The organism is Flavobacterium cheongpyeongense (assembly GCF_003202435.1).
In the GTDB taxonomy this organism is placed as follows: Bacteria; Bacteroidota; Bacteroidia; order Flavobacteriales; family Flavobacteriaceae; genus Flavobacterium; species Flavobacterium cheongpyeongense.
Genome location: NZ_QJHK01000005.1, coordinates 1 through 24,278 on the forward strand (window position 1 = coordinate 1; position 24,278 = coordinate 24,278).

17 protein-coding genes are annotated in these 24,278 nt (G+C 34.9%); all 17 read right to left on the bottom strand.

What is annotated here, in order from left to right:
* Nucleotides 1-449 precede the first annotated feature (449 nt).
* Nucleotides 450-1,823, bottom strand: a complete 1,374-nt coding sequence (locus DMB65_RS07355) for an alkaline phosphatase family protein (RefSeq protein WP_110306003.1) — start codon at nt 1,821-1,823, stop codon at nt 450-452.
* 20 nt (nt 1,824-1,843) lie between these two features.
* Nucleotides 1,844-3,091 (bottom strand): metabolite traffic protein EboE, encoded by a 1,248-nt coding sequence (gene eboE / locus DMB65_RS07360; RefSeq protein WP_110306004.1) that lies wholly within the window; start codon nt 3,089-3,091, stop codon nt 1,844-1,846.
* On the bottom strand, nt 3,085-4,257 hold the full coding sequence (locus tag DMB65_RS07365) for a 3-dehydroquinate synthase (protein WP_110306005.1): 1,173 nt from the start codon (nt 4,255-4,257) through the stop codon (nt 3,085-3,087). Before DMB65_RS07365 ends, eboE begins: the two co-directional genes overlap by 7 nt.
* Nucleotides 4,258-4,273: 16 nt before the next feature.
* Nucleotides 4,274-5,170, bottom strand: a complete 897-nt coding sequence (eboC, locus tag DMB65_RS07370; protein WP_110306006.1) for a UbiA-like protein EboC — start codon at nt 5,168-5,170, stop codon at nt 4,274-4,276.
* Entirely contained in the window at nt 5,171-6,079 is a 909-nt protein-coding gene (locus tag DMB65_RS07375; protein ID WP_110306007.1) for a TatD family hydrolase, read from the bottom strand.
* 3 nt (nt 6,080-6,082) lie between these two features.
* Nucleotides 6,083-6,946: an EboA domain-containing protein gene (locus DMB65_RS07380; protein ID WP_110306008.1), complete on the bottom strand. Its 864-nt coding sequence runs from the start codon at nt 6,944-6,946 to the stop codon at nt 6,083-6,085.
* Nucleotides 6,947-6,981: 35 nt separating this feature from the next.
* Nucleotides 6,982-7,419 carry a VOC family protein gene (locus DMB65_RS07385; RefSeq protein WP_110306009.1) on the bottom strand — a complete coding sequence of 146 codons (438 nt, stop codon included), beginning with the start codon at nt 7,417-7,419 and terminating at the stop codon, nt 6,982-6,984.
* A 30-nt stretch (nt 7,420-7,449) separates the two neighbouring features.
* Nucleotides 7,450-8,502, bottom strand: a complete 1,053-nt coding sequence (locus DMB65_RS07390; protein WP_110306010.1) for a ferritin-like domain-containing protein — start codon at nt 8,500-8,502, stop codon at nt 7,450-7,452.
* A 25-nt stretch (nt 8,503-8,527) separates the two neighbouring features.
* Complete coding sequence (locus DMB65_RS07395; RefSeq protein WP_110306011.1) at nt 8,528-10,291, bottom strand: hypothetical protein; 1,764 nt, start codon at nt 10,289-10,291, stop codon at nt 8,528-8,530.
* 298 nt (nt 10,292-10,589) lie between these two features.
* Nucleotides 10,590-11,957 (bottom strand): S41 family peptidase, encoded by a 1,368-nt coding sequence (locus DMB65_RS07400; RefSeq protein ID WP_110306012.1) that lies wholly within the window; start codon nt 11,955-11,957, stop codon nt 10,590-10,592.
* A gap of 52 nt (nt 11,958-12,009) precedes the next feature.
* Nucleotides 12,010-12,783 carry a hypothetical protein gene (locus tag DMB65_RS07405; protein WP_110306013.1) on the bottom strand — a complete coding sequence of 258 codons (774 nt, stop codon included), beginning with the start codon at nt 12,781-12,783 and terminating at the stop codon, nt 12,010-12,012.
* A 23-nt stretch (nt 12,784-12,806) separates the two neighbouring features.
* A complete protein-coding gene (locus tag DMB65_RS07410) occupies nt 12,807-13,655 on the bottom strand; it encodes a T9SS-dependent choice-of-anchor J family protein (protein WP_110306014.1) in 849 nt (282 codons plus the stop codon).
* 134 nt (nt 13,656-13,789) lie between these two features.
* Complete coding sequence (locus tag DMB65_RS07415; protein ID WP_110306232.1) at nt 13,790-15,082, bottom strand: hypothetical protein; 1,293 nt, start codon at nt 15,080-15,082, stop codon at nt 13,790-13,792.
* A gap of 481 nt (nt 15,083-15,563) precedes the next feature.
* Nucleotides 15,564-18,785 (bottom strand): TonB-dependent receptor, encoded by a 3,222-nt coding sequence (locus DMB65_RS07420; RefSeq protein WP_230470622.1) that lies wholly within the window; start codon nt 18,783-18,785, stop codon nt 15,564-15,566.
* A gap of 74 nt (nt 18,786-18,859) precedes the next feature.
* Nucleotides 18,860-19,705, bottom strand: a complete 846-nt coding sequence (locus DMB65_RS07425; protein WP_110306016.1) for a FecR family protein — start codon at nt 19,703-19,705, stop codon at nt 18,860-18,862.
* Nucleotides 19,706-19,947: 242 nt separating this feature from the next.
* Entirely contained in the window at nt 19,948-20,520 is a 573-nt protein-coding gene (locus DMB65_RS07430; RefSeq protein WP_110306017.1) for an RNA polymerase sigma factor, read from the bottom strand.
* Nucleotides 20,521-20,746: 226 nt separating this feature from the next.
* The gene (locus DMB65_RS07435; RefSeq protein WP_110306018.1) at nt 20,747-24,187 is read right to left on the bottom strand and encodes a methylmalonyl-CoA mutase family protein; all 3,441 of its coding nucleotides are present in this window, start codon (nt 24,185-24,187) and stop codon (nt 20,747-20,749) included.
* Nucleotides 24,188-24,278: the final 91 nt, after the last annotated feature.

Genomic DNA, 24,278 nt, shown 5'->3' on the forward strand with positions numbered 1-24,278 from the left:
TACTCTTTATTCTTTTGTTCTAACATCTCTGTTAAAACGGCTGTCAATTCAATATGTCTACGAACGTAATATTTATTATTCCTTTTTTCGCTTGTCGTTTGTCTCTCAAAGCGGGTGCAAAAGTAGACACTTTATCGAGACTTACAAGACTTTGACCATAGTTTTTTCATCTTTTTTTTTAAATCTCTCTTAATGCTCTGATAATATTAAGTTTGCATTATATCTTTTTTTTTGACAATATAAGATTTTTCTTGTTTTTGAAATATTCTAGCCTTTTTTTTAAACCATATTTCTACAAATTTTATAACTAATATTCTTTTTTTATAAAAATTCGAACTGAACTATAAAGTATAAATGATTTAAAATAGTGAAGGCAAATTAAAATATAAAAAATTTTGGAGCTCTCTTCTAATTTACCATATAATCCAAACAATTATTTCCAATCCTGTCTACCTAGATCTGAATACAACATCTAGTATATACTGACAAATATAATTGCTTTCAACTTTATCTGTTAAAGTCTTTTTACCGATTAGTATCGGTTTGTCTTCTTTTTTGTCCGGAATACAACCATGAGATCCTTTTACCAAACTGGCATCTAATGGAATAACATTCATAAGGGTACGAAAACCTAGTTTCTTTTTAATTAATTTTAAAATAATGCGTGGCAAAATAAATTTCTTTTTTGGATCCAAAAACAACTCTACAGGATCGTAACCTGTTTTTTTATGAATTTCAACTGTACGCGCAAAATCGGGTGCCTTTTTATCATCCATCCAATAATAATAGGTAAACCAACTATCTTGTTCTGCCACAAGTATGAGATCCCCTGAACGTTCGTGATTGAGGTGATACTCTGCTTTTCCTGCATCATCTAATACTTTTGCTACTCCTTGTATTTTTTTCAGTATTTTTTTGAGCTCAGGAATATCATTTTTATCTTTTATATATATGTGAGCTATTTGATGATCTGCCAATGCAAAAGCCCTGCTTTCACCTGCATCAAGAAGCTCTAATCCTCGTTCTTCTCTTATTTGCAAATATCCTTGCGTACGTAAGAATCTGTTTATATGTATTGGATTAGTCACCTTGGTAATACCATACTCAGATAAAACAATAACTTCTACGCCATTGCCTTCAAAAAATTCAATTAAATCTTTACATAATTTATCAATATCTTTTAGATCATTGCTGATTTCAGATGATCCGGGCTCAAATTTTTGACAGCAATAATCTAAATGAGGCAGATAAATTAAGGTAAGTGTGGGATTGTACCATTCATAAACCAGTTTTGATGCTTTGGCAATCCATTCACTGGAACGGATGGTTGTTTTTGGTCCCCAAAAATCAAAGAGCGGAAATACTCCTAATTGGTCTTGTAAGCGATCCCGCAAATGGGCCGGTTTTGAATACGAATCTGGTTTTTTCTGTCCATCAGCCCAATATTGCGGGCGTGGTGTCACTGTAAAATCGGCATCAGAATACATATTGTACCACCAAAACAGATTGGCACAGGTAAATGAGGGATCAATTTTCCTTGCTAAATCCCAAATTTTCGGTGATTGTACCAGTTTATTCGATTGTTTCCACATTTTTACCTCTGCATCACTCCTATCATACCATCCATTACCAACAATTCCGTGTTCTGAAGGCCATTTCCCTGTTAAATAAGTGGTTTGAGCTGAACAGGTAAGGGCAGGAAGTACTGGTTCAATGATACTTAAATGTCCATTCTTCTTTAGCCATTGGTTCAAAAAGAGATCTGGATTTTGAAGCAAAGTAGTTGTAAGTCCTACTACATTAATAACGACTGTTTGTTGCATTGTTTTGGTTTTACTATTTTTTAAAGCATATTTACATTTATAATTTGCTCTTTCAGATTATGGGTTACCCTGTTGATAACCCATTTTAATTCTCTCTCGATAGATTTAGCCAAATCCGTTTGTAAATGAACAGGTAATACTTCCCATGTATAGGTCTCAACTTCTAAATGTTTGGTAAATTCTTTTTTGCGCCAGCTTTGCAAAATTGTTATAATATCATTTTGGGTAGATTGTAATCGTTGGTAATCCTCAACAAATATCGGGACATGAAAATGCGTGCGAAGCTCCTTAAAGTCGGTACGTTTCATGGCTTCTATTCCATTTTTTAAGTCATTAAATTTGAGAAACTCTCCATTTATCGTCTTAATTACTGCCTGATGCAAATAGGTCGGTTCGTCAAAAGTACGCAGACATTCTTGTAGTTCATCAATTGTTACATTCGCTGAAGCTGTACATTTAAGAGCTGCACTAATCTGTAATTTTCCAATCTTTAAATCGTGTTTTTCCATCTTTTGAATTACTTCTTCACTTTCTTCAAATCCAATGGCAAAATGACAAACATCATAACAAAGCTGTATATGGTTTCGCATATATTCCTGTGCCTGCAATAAGCCACAATCAAGAGTTGAAGCTAATGATACAGCACCTTCCCTGAGTAAATAATCTTCAAAAAAAGCAATATATTCATCGCTGTTTTCAATTATACCATCGGGCTCCGGTTCAATATCCAAATGCATCATTATACCTTTAGTCTCATAAAATTCTACTAACTGAGTAACTACTTCAACTAATTGTTTTGTAGCAACTTGTTTGGCCTTAATTAAATCAACTTCAGTAGTATGCCAATACTTATAAGAGAGTGGTGAAGTCGAAATACCTCCTTCTATACCAGATGGCAAAAGTTCAGCCAAAATAGTAAAAAGTAACTGAGTATACTGCAATCTGTCGTCGCTTGTCCAATCCGGAAAATGAACTTTGTCTTTGACTGGCTCGTTATGAAAATTTCCATACGGAAACCCATTCATCGTAAATACGTACATTTCATTGTCTAGTAACCAATCTTTAAAAATCGAAAGATTATCATCTAGCATTAATTCGGTCGTGGCTTGGTATGAAAGACGTAAACCAATTCCAAAAGGTTTATCCGGTGACACTTCTTTCTTGAGAGGAATACAATACGTTTCAATGCTTTTTAAAACAGCTTCCCATGACTCGCCTGCGTGAATGTTGGTACAATAACTTAAATGACCACTTGGACTTATTAACATACTTCGGTATTTAATTGACAAAATGAATACAGATATTGAACAGATTCTGCAATTAATGTATTATCGAGCGAGTGTACTTCTTCTCCTGTTCCAATATTACTTAATAACATAATGGTAAGCTGACCTCCAAGATGTTCTCTAAACTCGTCTAATCCTTTTATAACCTCATCAAGATGCGTATCAAGAATAGGCTGAGTTATAGCAAAACCTAAGGTTAAGAAACATTTTAAGATTCGATTCAGGCTGGGTTTGTCAATTTTATGTGCTAAAAAAGAATAAGTAACATCAAGTGCGATACCTATTGCCACAGCTTCTCCGTGTGTCATTTCATAATCAGTAAGCTGCTCCATTTTATGTGCTGCCCAATGTCCAAAATCTAAAGGACGCGAAGAACCTTTCTCAAAAGGATCTCCTTTTTTAGAAATGTGGTCGGTATGTAAAGCTGCACAACGAATAATAAGTGTTTCCATAACCGGAATATCTCTATTGTTGAGTGCTTGTGTGTTTTGTTCTATCCAGTCAAAAAAAGAGGAATCTTTAATAAGAGCTACCTTTATGGCTTCGGATATTCCGGATCGCCAATTGCGTTCACTTAAAGTCTTCAAAAAATCAGAATCATTAATTACTGTGTATGGTGGCGCAAATGTGCCCAGAAAGTTCTTTTTGCCAAAATAATTCATGCTGTTCTTTACCCCAACACCCGAATCATTTTGAGATAAAACTGTTGTCGGTATTCGGATCAGGCGTACACCACGATGTGCAATCGCTGCAGCATATCCCACAGCATCGAGTACTGCTCCCCCTCCTATTGCTATAAGAAAAGAATGTCTGTCTATTTTGTTATTGTTTACTAATTGCAGTACCGCTTCTATATGATCCGGACTATTCTTAACGGCTTCACCTCCCTGAACTACAAGTATATTGGATTCGGTAATTCTAAATTGATGATAATTAAAATAATTGATAACCTTTGTAATAAATTGGTTTGTACAATCGACAACTCCTTTATCAATTACAATTGTTACTTTGGGCTGTTGGAAACCAGACTCTTTTTTAATCACCTCAATAAGCGACGAATTGTTAACATCAAATAAGGAACGACTAAAAATAATGTCATAATTAAAGGTGACTTGAAAATTTTGCTGAAGTATATATTGGTGTTTCATTTTTTGTAAGATATAATCAAGTGACTGCAAATTTTTTGGATAACAAAATGGATAATGGTAATAAAGACAGAACAAATAACGCATAAAACAATCCTGCTGAACCTGCTACATAACTCGCATTAAGCGGAATTAATGACAATACTCCTGTTTTCACAGCTTTTTGTATAGTCGCTGGTTGGTTGTAAATGAAGGCCTTATATTTTGCAAAAAAATTAATTCCGTACCAAAAAAGAAGAAAAGGCAATAAAATCCAAAACCTAAACCCAAGTAAGTGCCCTATATAAACAAATAGAATTACCACAATGGCATCCAGCAGTAAGGCAACGAGTATGGCTGCTTTGTTATTACCGGATGCTTCTTTTTTGGCCGTAAGTGTAATAGCTGCAATAAATAAAATGGGTATAATCCCAATGTACCAATAATTAAAAACGGCATCGTTACTAATACTCATTCCTAAAAGCAAATTACCTCCCCGACAAAGTCCCATATTTAATGGACCTACAATAGGATAATGTTTACTTATCTTATCATAACTAAGTGCTAAAAGGCTAATAATAAATGCTAAAACACCACTAAGAACCGATACTATAAAAGCAAGTCCAACGCCCATTAACAACATTAGGCATCCTAGTAAAATTGCCTCATTTTTGCTAACTAAACCACGAGGAAGTATTCTTTCTGGACGGTTTATGGAGTCCGATTCCAAATCAAAAATATCATTAAATACAATCCCTCCTCCATATAAACCAATGGTAGAAAATAGCAGTAATAACAAATCAACTATAAAATGACTGCTGTTGGTATTAAAAACTAAAACTCCCGAAATTGCAATACCCGCAAGAATATCAGTGATTGCTGTAATGATATTTGCGGGACGCAGTAAGGTTAGTAAATAAAATGGCTTGCCTGACATTTAGTTTTCTATAATAATATTAGGATACACAATTTCTTTGGCTTCCTGCCCTCTAAGAACACTACTCCCTTCAAAGAGTGAATCCTGCGTAATTACCATTTCATTTTTCCAGTCTTCTTCATGCATTTGCCCACTTTGAGAATAGGCTGTTAATGCATTTTTATAACACGTTAAATGAACATCTTCTTTGGCAATTCCTCTTTCCAGCATTAAAGCTGCTGTTTTAGGAACAGATAAAGGGTCGCTTACACCCCAATCGGCAGAACTATCTACAATAATACGCTCAGATCCATATTGTTTTACAACTTCAACCATACGTTCATTCCCCATTTTGGTATTAGGATAAATCGTAAAAGCCGTCCAGTACCCCCTATCCAAAACATGTTTGGCAGTTTCTTCATTATTGTGGTCAATAACTACCATATGAGGAGCAATTCCGTGTTCTTCCAACACATCCATACTTCTAATGGTCCCGTTTTTTTTATCTCTGTGTGGTGTATGAACCATTACCGGCAAATTAAATTTTAGTGCAAGTTCAATCTGCAATCTAAAATATTTATCCTCGGCCGCGGTCTGATCATCATAACCAATTTCTCCAATAGCCACAACTCCTTCTTTTGCAGCGAACAAAGGCAATAAGTCCATTACTTTTTCAGCCAGTGCTTCGTTGTTTGCCTCTTTTGAATTTAAACCAATCGTACAGTAATGTTTGATTCCGAATTGTGACGCCCTGAATCTTTCCCAACCCACCAAAGTGCTGAAATAATCTTTGAAAGAAGAAGCTTCTGTTCGGGCTTGACCTAGCCAAAAAGCAGGTTCTATAACTGCCACAATACCTGCAGCGCGCATTGCCTGGTAATCATCAGTCGTTCTGGATACCATGTGAATATGTGGATCAATGTAATACATATACTAAATTTTTAATTGTGAATAATATTGGGTTCCTATTGCTTCCCATGTTACTGTACTTTGAGACAATACCTTTTCAGGAATTTCATTTTCGTTGAAAAACGAACTTTCTTTTAATGCTTTCACAGCAGCTTGTTGGGTCAATAACTCCCCTGTTTGTATTGCTTTTATCAGATCGGCTGCTACTTCCCAATTTACAAAACCGGATACCAGTCTCCATATTTCCGGCGATACCAATCGGCCTGCCGACCATCGTTCATGAATATAATCGTGTATGATTAAAGCTAATTTTTCGTTTTTACGTAAATCTAAATCAATGATTTGATACAGCGGACGTCCCATAAAAAGAGCTTTTAAAACCAATTGATTCCAGGCATCAACCGGCAGGTATTTTGCTGCAAAAGGATTTGCTAAAGCTATAGCATCAAACACAGCGACCATATTAGTTCTGATTCCCTCCTGAACTGTCAAAATGAAATCGGCTGCATTTTTTAAGAAAAAAAGGCTCTTATACAAAACAACCAATTCTTTTATATCAGCCATCTCTGCGAGGTTCTTTATTATTTCAACATTTTGATGCACCGGAAGCTGTGTCATTAGCAAACCACGACAAAGCTGTTGTAAATCCCAATTTCCTTTTGTGAAACCGGGATATAATTCTTCAAGTAAAACTGTTTCCTGTATAGTCCATTCTGGAACTACAGGCGAAATTTTTCTGGCGATTAAACCAAACGTCTGAAAAAACTGTGCGTTATTTTCAAACCTGATATTGTTTTCAAACCAATCTGCTTCAGCTTTTGAAAGTCTGCATTGAATGATGGTTTGTATGATTTCTTCTGAGCCGGTTTTTAGTGCTATTGCTGTCATGTAGCTTTTTATTTTACAAACATTTCTCTGCCTAATTACTTCAGAATATTCTCCCGTACAACGAGTGAATTATTATCCGGATCTCTGAAAAAGAAAAAACGATCCATATAACCTTCGTCTGAGGTATTCGTGTTTATTATGACTCCGTCTATTTCATCAATTACCACCTCATGAATTCTTAAATAATCAAGTGTTGACTGAATGTTTTCTACAATAAAACTGGGTACAGTTCCTGTTTCGGGCAACGGATTAAAAGGAGTCTCAATATCTTTGTACAATCCCAGCATAAAACTTTTTTCATATTTATCCCCAAGATATAACTGTATAAAAGATGCTGTACCGTAATTGCCATCAGAATTGAGTGTGTATCTGTTATCTGTTTTAAAATTGAGGATTTCCTCATAGAATTTTTTAGATTTAAGAATATCACTCACTGATAATTTTATCACTACTGCTTTTGACCTGAATTTCATTTTTGGATATTTTCTCTTTTATTCCATAAATTATTCTCCAACAACATATTCAAAACTAGGACCTGCTACATAACCCGGATTATTAGGGTCAGGTATAGCCAATAATTTAAGAGCATATAATCTTAAAGAATACATTATTCCCATTGCGGTATTAATTTTCTCTGGTTCCCCATTAAATGTTTCATGCAAACTATTAAGTAATGACGTATAGTTATAATTAAAAAACTTACTATTAATATATGCCTGAGAATCTTTAGGATAATCATCCATTTTTGGATTTGGCCACATATTTGGTACTAATTTCGGGTCAAATGGAATCGCAGGTTCTCCAAACATATATCCTCCTGCAGGGTCTGGCTGTATTGTTTTACCTTCATAAATTTCTTCAAAACGATAATAGTGTGCTAATTCAGGAACATTCCCGTCATCTGCAGAAGTTACAAATGGATCTGTTGTTGTTCCTTCTCCCTGATCAATAATGATGTCTATACCTCGTATAGCTGTTTCTTCATCGACAATTGGAAATAATACAGAAGTATCATAAAATTTTTCAAAAGTCATTTGATAATTCGGATTTCCAACAAATATTGTCTTTCCTTCTGCTTTTGCAGCAGCTTCAAGTTCTCTTATTATTTTCTTTATGTTGGTATAAAACTCCCCAATAGTAAGCTTTTTATCTATTGCAAAACTATTATTATGTATAGGAACAGTTTTTTCAGGTTCTTCAATTACCATAAAAACATCGTGTATCAGTTTCAAGGAAAATTTTTCTAATGGAACTATTAACCCATCTTCTACAGAACCCGGTAATGGTCCGGGGTAGATTGGTATAAAACCAGGTTTATTAATAACCGGACTTCCTCCTATTGCATTTAATATATTACAGGCAATAGACAAGTGAAGCATTTCTTCACCCACTACAGAACCAATTAAATTCGCTATCTGATCGTTACCTGTTTCAAAAAGTGTAAATTTTGCCGTTAAATAAGGAGGTATTGTTGCATGTTCTAATTCAATGGCAGTTTGTAATGCCTTTTTAAGATCGGCAAGGGTTTCTATTTTTATTGTTTTTAAGAATATCATAATTATATTTTTATTTTTATGAATACTATGCTTTTGTCTTATCAATAATGTTTTGCAGATAATCCAGTATAACCGTCTTTTTATACTTAGAAAGATCTCTGGTGGCCGGCATATAATTAGAATCTTCTGGATCTTTACTAAAAACTAAATGCAATATTTGAGCATTATTTTCAAACACTGTTCTATCAGCCAGATTAAAAATTCCTTTCGACATCAACGGATACAAGTTGGCATATTGCTGCATGATAGGCTGAATAAAATTGTCCCAATCCGGTACTATTTCTGATGCCGGAGCGCCAGAGTAAATCAAGAGACTAATAAAATTGGACTGATTGCAATCCTTAGCAAAGTTTTGGGTACTTAAATTATATGAAATTCCATATATCTGTCCATCAATATATACTCTTGGATTTCCGGGATCGGGAGCTGTAAACTCAAGCGTAGCTTTTCCGTTTGCATCTGTCGTAACTGAAGCCGGATCTGTCCCTGAAAAAAACGGTATTGTTGGAATACCAACTACTGGCAATACTGGCGGTGGCGGTGCGAAAAGCAATTTTTGCGTAGCATCTTGAGCCTGAATAATTACGTTTGGAAGTGCTTTACCTAAATGGGTTGCGTAAAAATGAACTTTACAGTTATCATCTGGATCCAATCGGAATACGAATTTATCTGCACATACATAGTCTGCAGATTCCGTATAAATTGCCTTTGAAGTTTGAGTTGTATCCAAAGTAAAAACATTATTAGGTGTAGTTACAATTTGCGTAATAGCCAATGGATATTCATTTACGAGGCTCAGTTGTTGCTCTGAAAGTGGAAAGGTTAAAATTCCGGATGTGCCCATATACCAATCCGGACTTGAATAATCTATTTTTCCAATATCTACATAACTTGTTGATGTCTCTGTACTTGTATTAATAACAAGATGCAAATCTACAAATGAGTTAACTACTCCTCCTGTAGTAAACTGTAAGGCATTTCCAAAATCGAGTACTACTTGTTTCAATTGTTCATCTACTAGTGCTGTAGCATAATTATAGGTTTGTACTTGTCCAGGATTTAAACTTTGAGGAAGTGGGTTTGGAAATAATTGTCGTCCTAATACGAAATGTTTAGGCTCGTTGTTACTTGAAGGCCCTATTGATCCAGCAATTCTTCCTAAGGTAAATTGAGGAGAAGTATTCGTTCCGTTATATCTGTCCACAGTAAACTGTATTGATAATTGATCACAACTTACAGCTTTTAACTCATTAAGGTATCTTGAGTTGGATATTTCAAAATTCCAATCGATATTCTTTATAATTGACTGATAAGTTGCCCCCGCTGCAGCATCAAATGATTTATCAACCGACCTTGTAAACCAAATATTACTGAAAGCTGCTACTTCATAGTCACCTTTCATAAGTGTATTCCCCTCATTATTTACGATCCTTACAACAAATCCCCAAAGTTCAGATACCATTTGCTGTTGCGAATCTAAATCTACAATTTTACCCGCAGTGCGTGCGTCAGTATCCATGATTGACATACCGATAATAGGATCTACTAGTGGATTATCAGTACTGGTTCCATCCTGATATGTAACACTTGTTATTTTACAGCCTATAAATCGCCAATTACCAGTACCATCAGGATTCCACCAGCCGTTTGCCGCATCAGCTGTACTATAATTCTGGTACTCTGGTCTAAATGTTTCATTGTTAAAATGTGTTGGATCATTATTTACTGTCGATGGATCGGCTTGAAATTGTCCAGAAAATGTAAGGCGCGGGACGTTTAAATATGACATAATTTTATTTTTTGATTAAAATTCAGAACGATTGACTTTTTAATATTAAATACACTTTTCATTAAATTTTGTATAGTTGGTGTATTAAAAGTAAACTACAATCTCCTGAATCCATAATCAAATGTCACAGGTTACTTTTTTTTTGCTATAGAGTATAAAAAACTATGTATAGAATTAATTTTTTATGAAGGTTGGTCATAAAATTAATAAATGAAGTAAAAATGAATCATAACTTTTTTGTCTATAAAAAATCAATATTTCCCACAATAGCTGAATCTGGGTTCGAATCCTGGTAATTTTATCTGTGCTTATTTAAAATAAATTTTACTAACAAATCGGCATCTTTAACACAAGGCTCTTTCAATTTTAAGCTATTAACACTAGGAACAGAGAGTTGTTTATCAGACATTGTTCCATTCAAAGCTTTTGTCAGTAATACTTCCCTACTATCGCCCAAAGAAAAGATTTCAGGGTTTTGCAATTCGCTTAATTCAATTGACGGACTTATACCTTCAGCATAGTTGCCCTGATTGTTAGCATTAAATAATTTATAAATAACGGGGTACAAAACCCATCCTTTTTTATCGGACATCCTGTTATCTTCAATAGCAAATCCACCGGTGTCCTTGCCTAGTGTTTTTTCTCCTATAGAAATTATCCTCAGAAATGGCTTTAGATTATTCAGTATTAGTTCAGATGCCGATGCTGTATGATTACCACACAAAACATACAATTCCTGAATTGAAGGATGAACACTTCTTAAAGATTCAAAACTTACTTTTGATTCGTTCATCTCCAAAGCTTCTTTAAACGTTTGATTGACAACACCACCATTTTTATTTCCTTTGAATCGAATAAAGAAGTCATCTGATTTAATGTTGGGTGCCAAAATTGTACTTAAAGCTGTAGCAGATGATACATCCCCTCCACCATTATATCTTAAATCAACAATGACTTTGGAGACAGACTGATCCTGAAATTCTTTAAAAATCCGAAGAAAAGTGGCTGCAAGCCCGATATCAAAATGAGGGATTTCTATGTATCCCACCCTTTGATTACCGGAAAGAATAATATGGTATTTTATGGGCTGTAAAAATGTAAATCCTTTTATTATTTCTACATTTTTTATTGCTGAAAAACCTTTTTCTGAGGAATATTCAAATACTTCCAATTGTGCTTTAGCTGAAAAAGCCAAATCGTTATATAAATTTTCAAAATTCTGATGATTAACCAACGTGCCATTGATGCTTTTTATAAACTGGCCTCTTTTGAGACCAGTTCTCTCTGCGGGAGAATCTGTTAAGACAAAAAGAATGACTCCAAAAGCCTTCCCTTCGTATTCAACAAACGAAATATCAAATCCGTATGTGTTTCTGATACTTTTAGGGAGTGTTTCCGGATTGGCAGGATTTATAGCATACGAAAAGCGATCATCCTTGTTCAATAACTTTGTAAAATACTCTTTGGGATTAATCGATAAATTTGTAAAAACGGGCAAATCTTGATTCCAATAATAGTATTTCCTCATTTGTTCATTAATCCACATATTTGTGTACTGATTACTTCCTTTTTCATATGATACGGGGCTATCATCACTTTGGCAGGAAATAAGCAGAGTTCCAATAACAAAAAAAAATACTTTAGAGGCAACTGAAAAATTTTTCATTTATCTGTATTGAGAAAGTTATATGAACAGGATAACCTAAAGTTACTAATTACTAAAAAGTAAAATAATCTACTAAATTAATATTGCCATCAACACCGGTAAAAACACCTGCTTCATTTGCTTTTTCATCCAGAACAATTAATTTCGATTTATTGTTTTGGATGATCATCTGGAGCTTAACCTGCATTCCGGGAACATACGATTCGGTTGTTCCGTGTTTTACAAGTTCAACATTTATAACTGGAGGTGCCACATAGGCAAACTCTAAAAAAGAATTAAAACCATCCTGGTTTATATTTTCGGCTATCCCGATCATTTGTCCATTTGTTTTCTTAAGAATTGCATCAACTGAACCTTTATAACCACTGTTCGAATATCTGTTAAGAGTTGGAAATATAAATCGAAAACCGACATGTCCGGCAACAGTCAAAACAACGGGTTTGTATGACAAAACTTTTGAAATGTATATGTTTTTGCCAGTATAAAAAGAAAGTGTATCAACAGGCTTGGCTACCGTGAAATTATATGACCGTAAAACTTCCTTTGATACTTTATTGATTACCTCTATTCTTTTAGGTGCATTATTGTAAAAAACAAAAGCATGATCTTTTGTGATTTTGTTTACAAAAGCAGTATTCTTATCTATAACCAATAGTTTTCCATCGATGGAAATCTGAATTGAATCCTGTAATGCATTATATCCCCTTATAAGTATTTTTCCTGCTTTTTGTTCCTGAAGGACCGGAATCAAATCTTCATTCATACATGCCGTAAAGAACAGGGCCGGAATTAAAAAAACTAAAATTCCTTTAATTATTTTTTTCATTAATTATGACTTAACTTAATTATTTATTTCTTGATAAATTTTATCTTTTGTATTTTATTTCCTTCCTGAATAATAAGAAAATAAATACCGTTTGATAAATTGCTGATTAAAATACCTGAATCGTTATACTTTGTTTCCTTAACCAATATTTCGGTTGTATTGTATATTTTTAAAGTAACCTCTTCCTCTTTTAATGAAGTGCTTAACTGCAATTGCAAATAATCCTCAACAGGATTTTGTTTTAATACTGTTGCCGAAACATTTTTTACATCCTCTACTCCTAATAAAGATGTAGCAGTGATGGAAACTTTGTCTATTTCTAAACCTACATACGTTTTTTTAGTCGTGGTTAAAAAAGCTAAATATACCTTAGACTGTCCTGCAAACTGAGAAACATCTAGTGTGTAATCAGCAAATGCAGTTCCTGTCCTGCTGGATTTTCTTAGTAATTTTAAAGTTCCTATCTGGGTAAAAGAAGTTATATCTGTATTAGTAGTTGAAGCATAAACATAAATATCCTGATTACCGCTAAGTATGGATGGCTGTGCATTTACGATTAATTGTATCCCTGTAGCATAGTAAGATAAATCAATTTCGGGAGTTATTGCCCAGTTTTGTTGCAATAAATTATAAGGAACTCCAGTTGCCTGATTAGTATTATAAGAACCTAATATATTATAAGTCCCACTAATAGTTTGATTATTTGCATCTATTTGCCAATCCATGCATGGAATCCACTTATGACCATCGCCATCCGCATCAATTAAGATCCAGTCGGACACATCTGAATCATTAAAATCATCTTCCCAAATTGTAAATTGTGCTGAAGCTATTCCAGAAATAAGCATTAATAATGGTAATAGTATTTTCATTTTTGTATATTTAAAACAAAAGCTGCCTAAAAAGTGAGAATAGGAAACACAAGATTCAACCTATCCTGCTACTTTTTATAAAAACAAAACTTTTTAGACAGCCTCGTTGATTATTTAATAATTATATGTATGCATTAAAAATTGGTAAACTTTGTCCAGGTATTTGTCCAGTTTGCTTCTGTTGTAAATGCTCCTGTTGAACCAGATAAGTTTAAAGTACCATTGTTAAAAAATGGCTGTGTTAAACCCCAGTCATCTGCAGGATTATTAGTAGATGTAGAAAAACCAAATAAAGCACCAGTAGGCAACGATGGATTTGTAAATCCGTGAATTTCTAAACCACTGTAGCTTGAATTACCAAACACTGAAGGAGACTCCCATCTGATACCCGTAACATATCCTGTAACTGTAGCATCTGTAAGATCAATTTCCCCTAACCTGCGAACGTGAATACCATTCTCATAAAGAGCACCATCTGTAGCTGAGCTTACACCAATGATCGATAATTCAGATATAACAGGTCTTGTAATTATCACTGTAGATGTTCCTGATGCGTTATTATCCAACTCTATACCATTTGAATCCGGATTACTACCGCTTTTACTGTGTGTAGAATTTTTGTCTGCAATAGCGATTGCTTTTGTAATGGTTCCGGTATAACCTAAATCAAAATCAAAATTATCATCATCAGGTGCAAAAGAAACCAGGTGACTTGCATTTACTGTTCCTCCAAAGAATTCGAATGAATCGTCTCTTCCATAAGATACCTGAACGTGGTTTATTACTGTTTTGTTACCTACACCTCCTAATGTTAAACCATTGATTTCAACACCTGTTGTTGCATCCAAAATACGACCTGCAAACTCGATACGCACATAGTTTAAAGCTCCGCCGTCATGCTCATTGTTTGATCCTCCGTAGTAAAAATCAGATAGAGAAGACTGATCCCCCAATCCTTCTATCACATTTGTAGTCAGGCCATTATTTACATTTGCATCTCCTAAAATAACTAATCCACCAAAGTCACCTGGTGAAGCTGTTGTAGCGGTTCCGTCAAGCAAATTATAACTTGTAAATACAACGGGAGCCTCAGCTGTTCCCTGAGCATCGATCTGCCCCGTTTTAGTAATTACCAAAACACCTGTAGCGACTCCGGCAGCTAATGGTTTTGCTTTGATGAAAGTGCCTGGCTGTATGGTTAATTTTGCACCTATAACACGAACTACCCCGTCTATTTCCCAAACTCTGTCGTTTGTCCACGTAGTATTTGTAGTAATGTTTCCGCTTACAGTCTGTACTGTAGCAGGATAAGAAGAATAATCTGCACTGGCAGATTTCATTGCAAAAGATGAATCTGCCACAGCATCATCATTTTGACAAGAATTGAAGAACATAATTGCAATCGCTAACAAAAAAACTTTTTTCATGATTATTGAATTTTGATTACCTTTGCTGCATAATTTATACATTTAGAGGTCGTTGGGAGGAGCAGCAAATTTTCTTCCCTCTGACCTTTCCTTTTTTTTGGTAAAGCTTTTCTAATAAGTTTTCCGTTTACCACCAGAGCTTATTCCCTAATTGTCTATCTTTCACTTTAGGGCAGATATGAAAGCATCTTTCTAAGAATCAAAACATACAAGTCGAAATTATTTTTTAACGTGAAAATCAATTGTCCGTTTAGTCGCTTTCTGACCTGGTTTTTTTGCTAACTTCTGACGTGTTAATATTTCCGGTTTATTTATTTCAATTTTTCAAAGATGAATTTTAAACAGATCTGTTTAAGGGCAAGAATATTGCCTCATTAACTACATTAGATTTTGAAAGACCGAAAAATCACTTGTTTTTTTATCCTTAACTGTTTCTTAATTTTAACCAGCTATTGTAGGTGAAATCAATAATTTAATGTTACTAAAAAGAATAACTTACAGAAAGACTAATGGTTCTGCCGGTCCATGCCTTGAATATTTTTTTATCGATATCCTGATCAAATTTCTTTGTTGCGCCGGGACTAAGCGAGTAAAACTCTCTTGGGTTTGAACCTGTAGCCGCTCCTGTTTTATCACTATAACTATTAAAATTATTATAGGTTTCGATCGCAGTGTCAAAAAGATTTTTTACACCCAGTTTTACTTCTAATTTTTTCTCCTTAAAAAATTTATGGCTTATCTGAGTATCTGTAACAGAATAAGGCATACGGATTTCCTCGCCTTCGTAGCTAAAACCTACTAAAATGTACTGGTCACCAATAGCGTTGTGCCTGATACTAAATCCCGTGCGGTCACTAATAAAATCCATTCCCAGATTGTAATTGTATGGAGATTGTCCGTATAAAGGACGATTGGCTTCATAGAGTCCTCCTGTACCGTCAGTTTGTTTATATCCGGTAACTTTTGTGTTATTAAAGGAAGCGTTTGCACATATAAAAATTTTGTTTAAAAGATCTCCCTCTCCCAGAAAAGACAAGTTTTTATAGATTTCAAATTCTACTCCAAAGAGTCTGGCACTATCAGAATTCATCATTTTTATGGATCTAGATGACTCTGCTCCAATATCTGTAACGCCTTCTATTGGCTTATCAAGATTTTTATGGTAAATGCCAAAAGAAATAATTTCGCCCGGAGACGGAAACCATTCTGTTTTAAAATCATAACTCTCGACTACGGTAGAAACAATTCCGCCGGTAGCATTAATAACAAGTGAATTACGTACAGGATCATAATAAGGCAAGATCAGGCGTTCAGCAAATTGAGGGCGTATCACTGATTTGTTATAACCTAATCTGAAATTTGTTTTATTTGTGGGACTTACCGTTAAATTCACCGAAGGCAGGTATTGCCAGGCAGTATCATCTAACTGGGCTGTATCAAAATTATTCGCACTATTTGACTGGCTGGCAATTTGTGTGTAAACATAACTTTCGGCACGCATTCCCCATACTAACCTTATATACTGAGAAATTTTATTATCAAGCATTAAAAAAGGAGAGTGTACTTTAACATCACCTATATATTCATTACCGTATGATTTTATTGAAGTCCAGCCAAAACCTCCCCAGCGATAATAAGATCCGTTCAGTAATTGCGAATATGGAATCTCTACATTTGCTGTGTCAGTACCTTGACCAATTACTGTTAATGCTGCTGTTTCCTGCTGATTTCTTGCTTTTTTATACGTTCCGAAATAACCGCCTTTGATATTATTTTTGAACAATTCGCCAAATTCAAAAGCGTAGTTAAAATTAAGCCCAACATTATAATCTTTTTCGCTGCTTGTAATATTAGATCTTCTAAAGCTGTCACTGGCATTATATATTTGTGTATAAAGCTGTATATCGTCTCCGGCATATCTTCTGTATTGGGTTACAAAAGTAGCGTCTTTAGTATCTTTTGAAGTACTTGCATAAGCACCAAACCAATTAATTTCCAGATTTTCAAAGCGATGATTTCCTTCTATTTTATTCTGTATAAAAGTCTGGTAAACCGGATAGTCTGTCTCTTCAGTAAAAGGCAAATCTGTCCCATCTAAGATTTCACTCATAGTAGCACCTAATAACCAGCCTGTTACCTGAGTCAACTGGTTGTCATACATGTGCATATAGGAGTTTCTGGTGGCAATTTTGTGTTTCCCTAACTGAACACCTGCATTAAACATTCCACTTAAAACAGAATTGAAATTATAACTAGTACCAGAGTTTTTAAATCCGTATTTTTCATAAGTCGAATAACCGTTTTCCGGTGCTGGCATAAAATAAGTATTCACTTTATAATTTCCTCTTTCCGTATGATCAATCTGTAACTGATCCTGCCTGTTTTTTAAATATACTGAACCAACAAAACCAAATCTGTTATTATCTTTTAATTCGTATGTTCTCCCTATGGCAAACTGGAGCGAAGTTCCTGGAGCCGCATAGGTTTTAAAGGTGCTAAAATTATCCTCGGTAAATCTCTTCGACTGTTCTAAATAAGGTCCTGATGCTGCTTCTGTTGTAGGTTCATCTATATTAACCAGTCCAGATGGATAATCCCTTCTGCCATCATCATACCCTATATAATCGTTTGCTCCCTGTTGTTTGGTAAGACGCTCATTAAAAGTGCTTCGGCTGTTGTAAGCAGTTCCTAAAGAGAATGATAAGAAATTTTTCTTAGGGATATCCTTTGTTTTTACTTCTATGCTTCCACCAGCAAAATTAGCATACATATCCGGAGTGGCATTTTTACTTACCACGACACTTTCTACCATTGTAGTTGGAATAATATCGAAATTAAACTGCTGTTGGTTGGCATCTGTACTAGGCAAATTAACCCCATCCATTACAGACTGGTTCCAACGCTCAGCCATGGAACGGACTACTACATATCTTTCGTCGATAGTGGTTACACCTGTAATTCTTTTTAAAGTACTTCCAACATCTTTATCTGGTGTTCTGGCAATTTGTTCAGCAGAAATTCCGTCTGAAAACTGAGCGGCTTTTTTTTGTTGCAAAAGCATTCCTTCTGTAGTCGCGGTAGCTTTTTGAAATGTTTGTGTTACAACTACTTCGTTCAGCGATTCGGCATCGTCTTTAAGGATCACATTGAGTACAATATTTGATCCGTCTAGTTGTATACCTGTAATTTTTTGTGTCTGAAAAGAAACATAACTAACTTCTATTGAATAAATTCCATCCTCGAGATCAAAAGAATAATTTCCATCAAAATCAGAAACTGTGGCATTAGCTGTTTCTGCGACTTTCACAGAAGCACCCGAGAGAGCTAAACCATTTTTATCGACTATTTTCCCTGAAATGCTTCCCAGTTTTTTTCCTGATGCAGTCTTTTTATTGACTGCAATATTGTTATTATTTCTCCTGAAATTTAAGCTTGTAAGTTTTTGAAGTTCATTTAATAAATCATTGATTGTAATGTCATTTTTTTTAAAACTGATAAGCGGTTTACTAAAATCGATATCTTTCTGATAGATAAAACGATATGGAGTCCTGGATTCTAAATTTTCGAAAACTTCCTTTGGAGACGCATTTTTAAAGTCTACCGATATAGTGCCCGACTGAGAATAAGCATTGGTAATTCCGAAGAAAATGCTAAAAAAAAGCATTTGTATGGCAATAGGGAATTGCCTAAAATAATCATTCATAATAAATAATGTGTTTTTGGTTGTATATCTAACTGGACTGTAATAACAATTGGGGCAGCATACCTCTTTATTATTTATCTGCTCACTACATAGGTATCATTACCAATCGGCTTAATGGTAATTTCTAAAGCAAAGGCTATGGTTTGTAGTATTTCAGGAACACCTTGTCTGGTATCTAATGTTCCTTTAACCTGAAGTAATTTTAAATTTTCGCTAGTATATTGTAATGTAAAATTATGGTTGATTTTTAGCCTTTCAATAACGGCTTCAAACGTCAGTCCATCGACATCCAGAAGTGCTTTTTTCCACTCCGGCTCCAGAATTACTGATTTTTGTTTCTTTAGCGTTTTGTCCTTTGGTACAAATACCGCAGTATATCCCCTTTCTAAAAAAATAGTATTTTGTAGGCCTTCTACTTTTACTTTTCCAGTCCTTACATTCACTTCTGCAATTTCTCCGTAGGCCTTAACATCAAAAGAAGTCCCTAAAACTGTCGTTTTAATATTTCCGGAGCTAATAATAAAAGGTCGTTTAGTATCTCTGGCAACTTCAAAAAAAGCTTCTCCTTTTAATTTTACAATACGCTCATTAGAAGCAAAATCTTTCGGGTATTCTATTTGTGTATTTTCATTTACCCAAACACGAGTACCATCAGACAGACGGAGCAGGCGAATATCTTCTGTAAATGTCTGGGTAATGATTTCTGGTGTTCTAGCAGAATTTAATGAGGTATAAAACTGATACCCGGTTATAGAAATAAAGAGTGCTGCGCAGGCAGCCATTGCTATTCGGTAATTGTTTTTACGTCTGTTGACTGTAGCGTTCAGAATATTATTCCACATCCTGAGTTTTATTTCCTCAGAAAATATACCCTGATGTGGCAATTCGTTCCATTCTTCTTGTAGTCTGTCCAATCTCATCTTAGTTGTGTAATTAATACTTTGAGAAATTCAAAAATTTCCTTCTATACACATTAGATTTCTTTACTTCAAAAAATCACGGGCAATTCCACACTTAATAATTTAGTAATACAAAAAGAAGTAGTTACTTCATTTATACCATTCAATTTCAGTACTTTAAAAAGTGTTACCAAAAAATCAAATTACATTTACTTCACATATTAGATACATTAATCCTTAGATCGTATTAATATTTATAAAAATTAAAGATTGGTATGTTGAATAAAAAACAGGGCAAACCAATAAATTTCATGGTTTTTCACCGAATTTTTTTTGAGGTATTGCAATGTTTTCGAGATCTGATTAGCAACGGCACTCTGAGACATTCCCATTTCCTGGGCAATCTCTTTATAACTCATTTCATCAAACTTATGGAGTGCAAAAATTTTTCGTCTTTTTTCCGGAATTTGCTGTAGTAAATCTTCTATTTGTTCAAGTCTTGAAGAAAGATTTACTTCATTTTTTTCATCGCTCTCTAATTCCCTGATAAGTTGCTCGTCTTCGATAGAAAAAATCCTGTTTTGTTTTTTGTACCACTTAGATATTTCTTGTTTTGAACTTTTAAATAAAATGGCTTCTAACGCTACATTGGGGTCAAATTTTCTTCTGTATTTCCAAAGATGTATAAAAACATTTTGCGTTATATCCTCTGCATCTGCAAGCTGTGCGGTATATTTTTTTACAAAACAAAAAACTTTAAAGTGATATAAATCATAGATTTCCCTAAAACAGAAATCATCTCCTTCTCGTAATCGTAATACTAAATCGGATCTCATTACTGCAATTTTAAATTGGTTAAAAAAGAAGAGCCCTACAAAAGTATAATAAACCCTATTTGGATATTTTATGATTTATTCATTTAATAATTTATTAATATACACCCACATAATTAAACCAATTAAGTAGCTAATTAACCCAACGCAGTATTTACATAATTTTAACTATAGACGAGGTTGCCTGAAAAGACGACCTCGTCGATAAAGCTATATAAAATAGTAAAAACTACATATTTCTTCTATACTGCCCGCCCACTTCAAACAAAGCCGAAGTAATCTGCCCCAGCGAACAAACCTTTGTAGCTTCCATCAAATAATCGAATAAGTTTTCGTTTTTAATCGCTGCTTCCTGAAGTTTATTTAAATGTTCATGGACTTTTTCTTCGTAAAATTGATGAAGATTATGCAGCATCCTAATCTGATATTGTTTTTCTTCTTCAGTGGCGCGGATAACTTCTGACGGAATTACTGTTGGAGAACCTTTTGAACTCAGGAATGTATTGACCCCTACAATAGGAAAATTCCCGTTGTGTTTTAAGGTTTCATAATACAAACTCTCTTCCTGAATTTTAGAGCGCTGGTACATGGTTTCCATGGCACCTAAAACTCCGCCTCTTTCTGTAATTCGGTCAAACTCCTGTAAAACGGCTGCTTCCACCAAATCTGTCAATTCTTCGATAATGAATGATCCCTGAATTGGATTTTCGTTTTTTGCCAAACCTAATTCTTTATTGATAATTAGCTGTATAGCCATGGCACGACGAACTGATTCTTCTGTTGGTGTTGTAATCGCTTCGTCGTAAGCATTGGTATGCAATGAATTACAGTTATCATAAATGGCATACAAAGCCTGCAAAGTTGTACGGATATCATTAAAATCAATTTCCTGCGCATGTAGAGAACGTCCAGAGGTCTGAATATGGTATTTCAGCATTTGGGCTCTTTCATTGGCGCCGTATTTGTTTTTCATGGCTTTTGCCCATATTTTACGTGCCACACGACCAATTACTGAATATTCAGGATCAACTCCGTTAGAAAAGAAGAAAGATAAATTGGGTCCAAAATCGTTGATGTTCATGCCACGACTCAAATAATACTCCACGTAAGTAAAACCATTGGATAGCGTAAAAGCCAATTGTGTAATTGGGTTTGCTCCCGCCTCTGCAATATGATATCCTGAAATGGAAACTGAATAAAAATTTCGAACATTTTTATTGATAAAATATTCCTGAACATCGCCCATTAATCTTAGCGCAAATTCAGTAGAGAAAATACAGGTATTTTGAGCCTGGTCTTCTTTTAGAATATCAGCCTGAACAGTACCGCGAACCTGAGATAAGGTTCTGGCTTTAATTTTATCGTAAACATCCAAAGGTAAAACCTGATCTCCGGTAACGCCCAAAAGCATTAATCCTAAACCATTGTTTCCTTCCGGTAAATCGCCTTGGTATTTTGGACGCTCTACACCTTTTTCTTTGTATATTTTGTTGATTTTTGCTTCAACTTCTTTTTCTAAATCGTTTTCCCTAATATAATACTCACATTGCTGATCGATTGCTGCATTCATAAAAAAGCCTAACAACATTGGTGCTGGTCCATTTATTGTCATACTTACCGAAGTTAAAGCATGAACCAAATCAAACCCTGAATACAGTTTTTTAGCATCGTCTAAACAGCAGATAGAAACTCCCGAATTACCAATTTTTCCGTAAATATCAGGACGCAAATCGGGGTCGTTTCCATACAATGTTACACTATCAAAAGCTGTCGAAAGCCGTTTTGCCGGCATTCCTGCACTTACATAATGAAACCGTTTGTTGGTTCTTTCTGGTCCGCCCTCGCCCGCAAACATTCTCGACGGATCTTCGCCTTCACGTTTAAACGGATATAATCCTGAAGTAAAAGGGAATTCTCCGGGAACATTTTCCTGCAGGTTCCAACGCAGAATATCGCCCCAGCCTTCATATTTAGGCAAAGCAATTTTAGGAATTTGTACATGCGATAAACTTTCTGAATGTGTCGCAATTTTTATTTCTTTATCCCGAACCTTAAAACTGTAAACCGGATTTTTGTATTTAGCCACTTTTTCGTTCCAATTCAGGATAATTTCCCAATTGTAGGGATCTAAATCCATTTTTACTTTATCAAACTGATTTAGTAAAAGGTTTAAGAAAATTTTATTTTCGTCATGTTCAGCAATTCCAGCCGGTAAAACAGAACGATCTTCGATTCCTGCTTTTGTGATTTGAGGTACTTTTCCAGAAACAGATTCTACGGTTTTGAAAACTCCGTATAATTTTTGCGCTACTTTTTGCTGTAAAAGCACCGTTTCATCATAATTTCTGTTGTTCTCAGCTATTTCAGACAAATAACGTGTTCTGTGTGGCGGAATCACGAAGATTTTTTCACTCATTTCACGTGTGATTTCAAAGGTCGAATTCAGGTTTGAATCTGTTTTCTCGACAATTTTATCCATAATCGCTTTATAAAGTGTGTTCATGCCTGGATCATTGAACTGAGATGCAATCGTTCCAAAAACCGGCATTTCATCCGGATTTTTGTCCCAAAGATTATGATTGCGCTGATATTGTTTTTTTACGTCACGAATCGCGTCCAAAGCACCTCTTTTATCAAATTTATTTAGTGCTACTAAATCAGCAAAATCAAGCATATCGATTTTTTCTAATTGCGTTGCCGCACCAAATTCAGGTGTCATGACATATAAGGATATATCAGAATGATCCATAATTTCAGTATCAGACTGTCCAATTCCGGAAGTTTCTAAAATAATCAAATCGTATTTTGCTGCTTTTAAAACCTGAATCGCCTCGGCAACATATTTTGACAATGCCAGATTAGATTGACGTGTCGCGAGCGAACGCATATATACACGAGGGTTATTGATGGCATTCATACGGATTCTGTCTCCCAAAAGTGCACCACCGGTTTTTCTTTTGGAAGGATCAACAGAAATCAGACCTATTGTTTTTTCAGGAAAATCAATTAAAAATCTGCGCACTAATTCGTCTACCAAAGAAGATTTTCCGGCTCCACCTGTTCCGGTAATTCCTAAAACAGGAATTTTAGAAGTAGTATTGCTTTCGTGAATTTGATCAAAAACAGGTTTAGCTATTTCAGGAAAATTTTCGGCAGCTGAAATCAAACGTGCAATTGCGGTTGGTGTTTTGTTTTCGATATGATCAATTTCTCCGTTTAATTGATCTCCAATAGGAAAATCAGAACGCTCTACTAAGTCATTAATCATTCCCTGAAGTCCTAATGAACGTCCGTCATCCGGAGAATAAATTCTGGTAATGCCGTATTCATGCAATTCCTGAATTTCGGCTGGCAGGATTACACCGCCACCACCTCCGAAAATTTTAATGTGGCCTGCACCTTTTTCACGAAGCAAATCATACATATATTTAAAGTACTCAATATGACCACCCTGATAAGAAGTCATTGCAATTGCGTTGACATCTTCCTGAATGGCTGTATTGACTACTTCTTCAACGCTTCGGTCGTGTCCAAGATGAATGACTTCTACACCAGTAGACTGAATAATACGACGCATAATATTTATAGCGGCGTCATGTCCGTCAAAGAGTGACGCAGCTGTGACAATTCTTACTTTATTTTTAGGATTATACGGTTTTTGGTATTCCATTTTATGAATATGATAATTTTATAGTGCAATTTACAAAATATTTTAAAAAATCATAAACAACATGGCGACTTGTTAATAAAAAACGATTACG

Bases quoted from the DNA above. Each gene is read 5' to 3' on its own strand.
- DMB65_RS07355 (WP_110306003.1), bottom strand. From the start codon at position 1,823: ATGCAACAAACAGTCGTTATTAATGTAGTAGGACTTACAACTACTTTG.
- eboE (WP_110306004.1), bottom strand. From the start codon at position 3,091: ATGTTAATAAGTCCAAGTGGTCATTTAAGTTATTGTACCAACATTCAC.
- DMB65_RS07365 (WP_110306005.1), bottom strand. From the start codon at position 4,257: ATGAAACACCAATATATACTTCAGCAAAATTTTCAAGTCACCTTTAAT.
- eboC (WP_110306006.1), bottom strand. From the start codon at position 5,170: ATGTCAGGCAAGCCATTTTATTTACTAACCTTACTGCGTCCCGCAAAT.
- DMB65_RS07375 (WP_110306007.1), bottom strand. From the start codon at position 6,079: ATGTATTACATTGATCCACATATTCACATGGTATCCAGAACGACTGAT.
- DMB65_RS07380 (WP_110306008.1), bottom strand. From the start codon at position 6,946: ATGACAGCAATAGCACTAAAAACCGGCTCAGAAGAAATCATACAAACC.
- DMB65_RS07385 (WP_110306009.1), bottom strand. From the start codon at position 7,419: ATGAAATTCAGGTCAAAAGCAGTAGTGATAAAATTATCAGTGAGTGAT.
- DMB65_RS07390 (WP_110306010.1), bottom strand. From the start codon at position 8,502: ATGATATTCTTAAAAACAATAAAAATAGAAACCCTTGCCGATCTTAAA.
- DMB65_RS07395 (WP_110306011.1), bottom strand. From the start codon at position 10,291: ATGTCATATTTAAACGTCCCGCGCCTTACATTTTCTGGACAATTTCAA.
- DMB65_RS07400 (WP_110306012.1), bottom strand. From the start codon at position 11,957: ATGAAAAATTTTTCAGTTGCCTCTAAAGTATTTTTTTTTGTTATTGGA.
- DMB65_RS07405 (WP_110306013.1), bottom strand. From the start codon at position 12,783: ATGAAAAAAATAATTAAAGGAATTTTAGTTTTTTTAATTCCGGCCCTG.
- DMB65_RS07410 (WP_110306014.1), bottom strand. From the start codon at position 13,655: ATGAAAATACTATTACCATTATTAATGCTTATTTCTGGAATAGCTTCA.
- DMB65_RS07415 (WP_110306232.1), bottom strand. From the start codon at position 15,082: ATGAAAAAAGTTTTTTTGTTAGCGATTGCAATTATGTTCTTCAATTCT.
- DMB65_RS07420 (WP_230470622.1), bottom strand. From the start codon at position 18,785: ATGAATGATTATTTTAGGCAATTCCCTATTGCCATACAAATGCTTTTT.
- DMB65_RS07425 (WP_110306016.1), bottom strand. From the start codon at position 19,705: ATGAGATTGGACAGACTACAAGAAGAATGGAACGAATTGCCACATCAG.
- DMB65_RS07430 (WP_110306017.1), bottom strand. From the start codon at position 20,520: ATGAGATCCGATTTAGTATTACGATTACGAGAAGGAGATGATTTCTGT.
- DMB65_RS07435 (WP_110306018.1), bottom strand. From the start codon at position 24,187: ATGGAATACCAAAAACCGTATAATCCTAAAAATAAAGTAAGAATTGTC.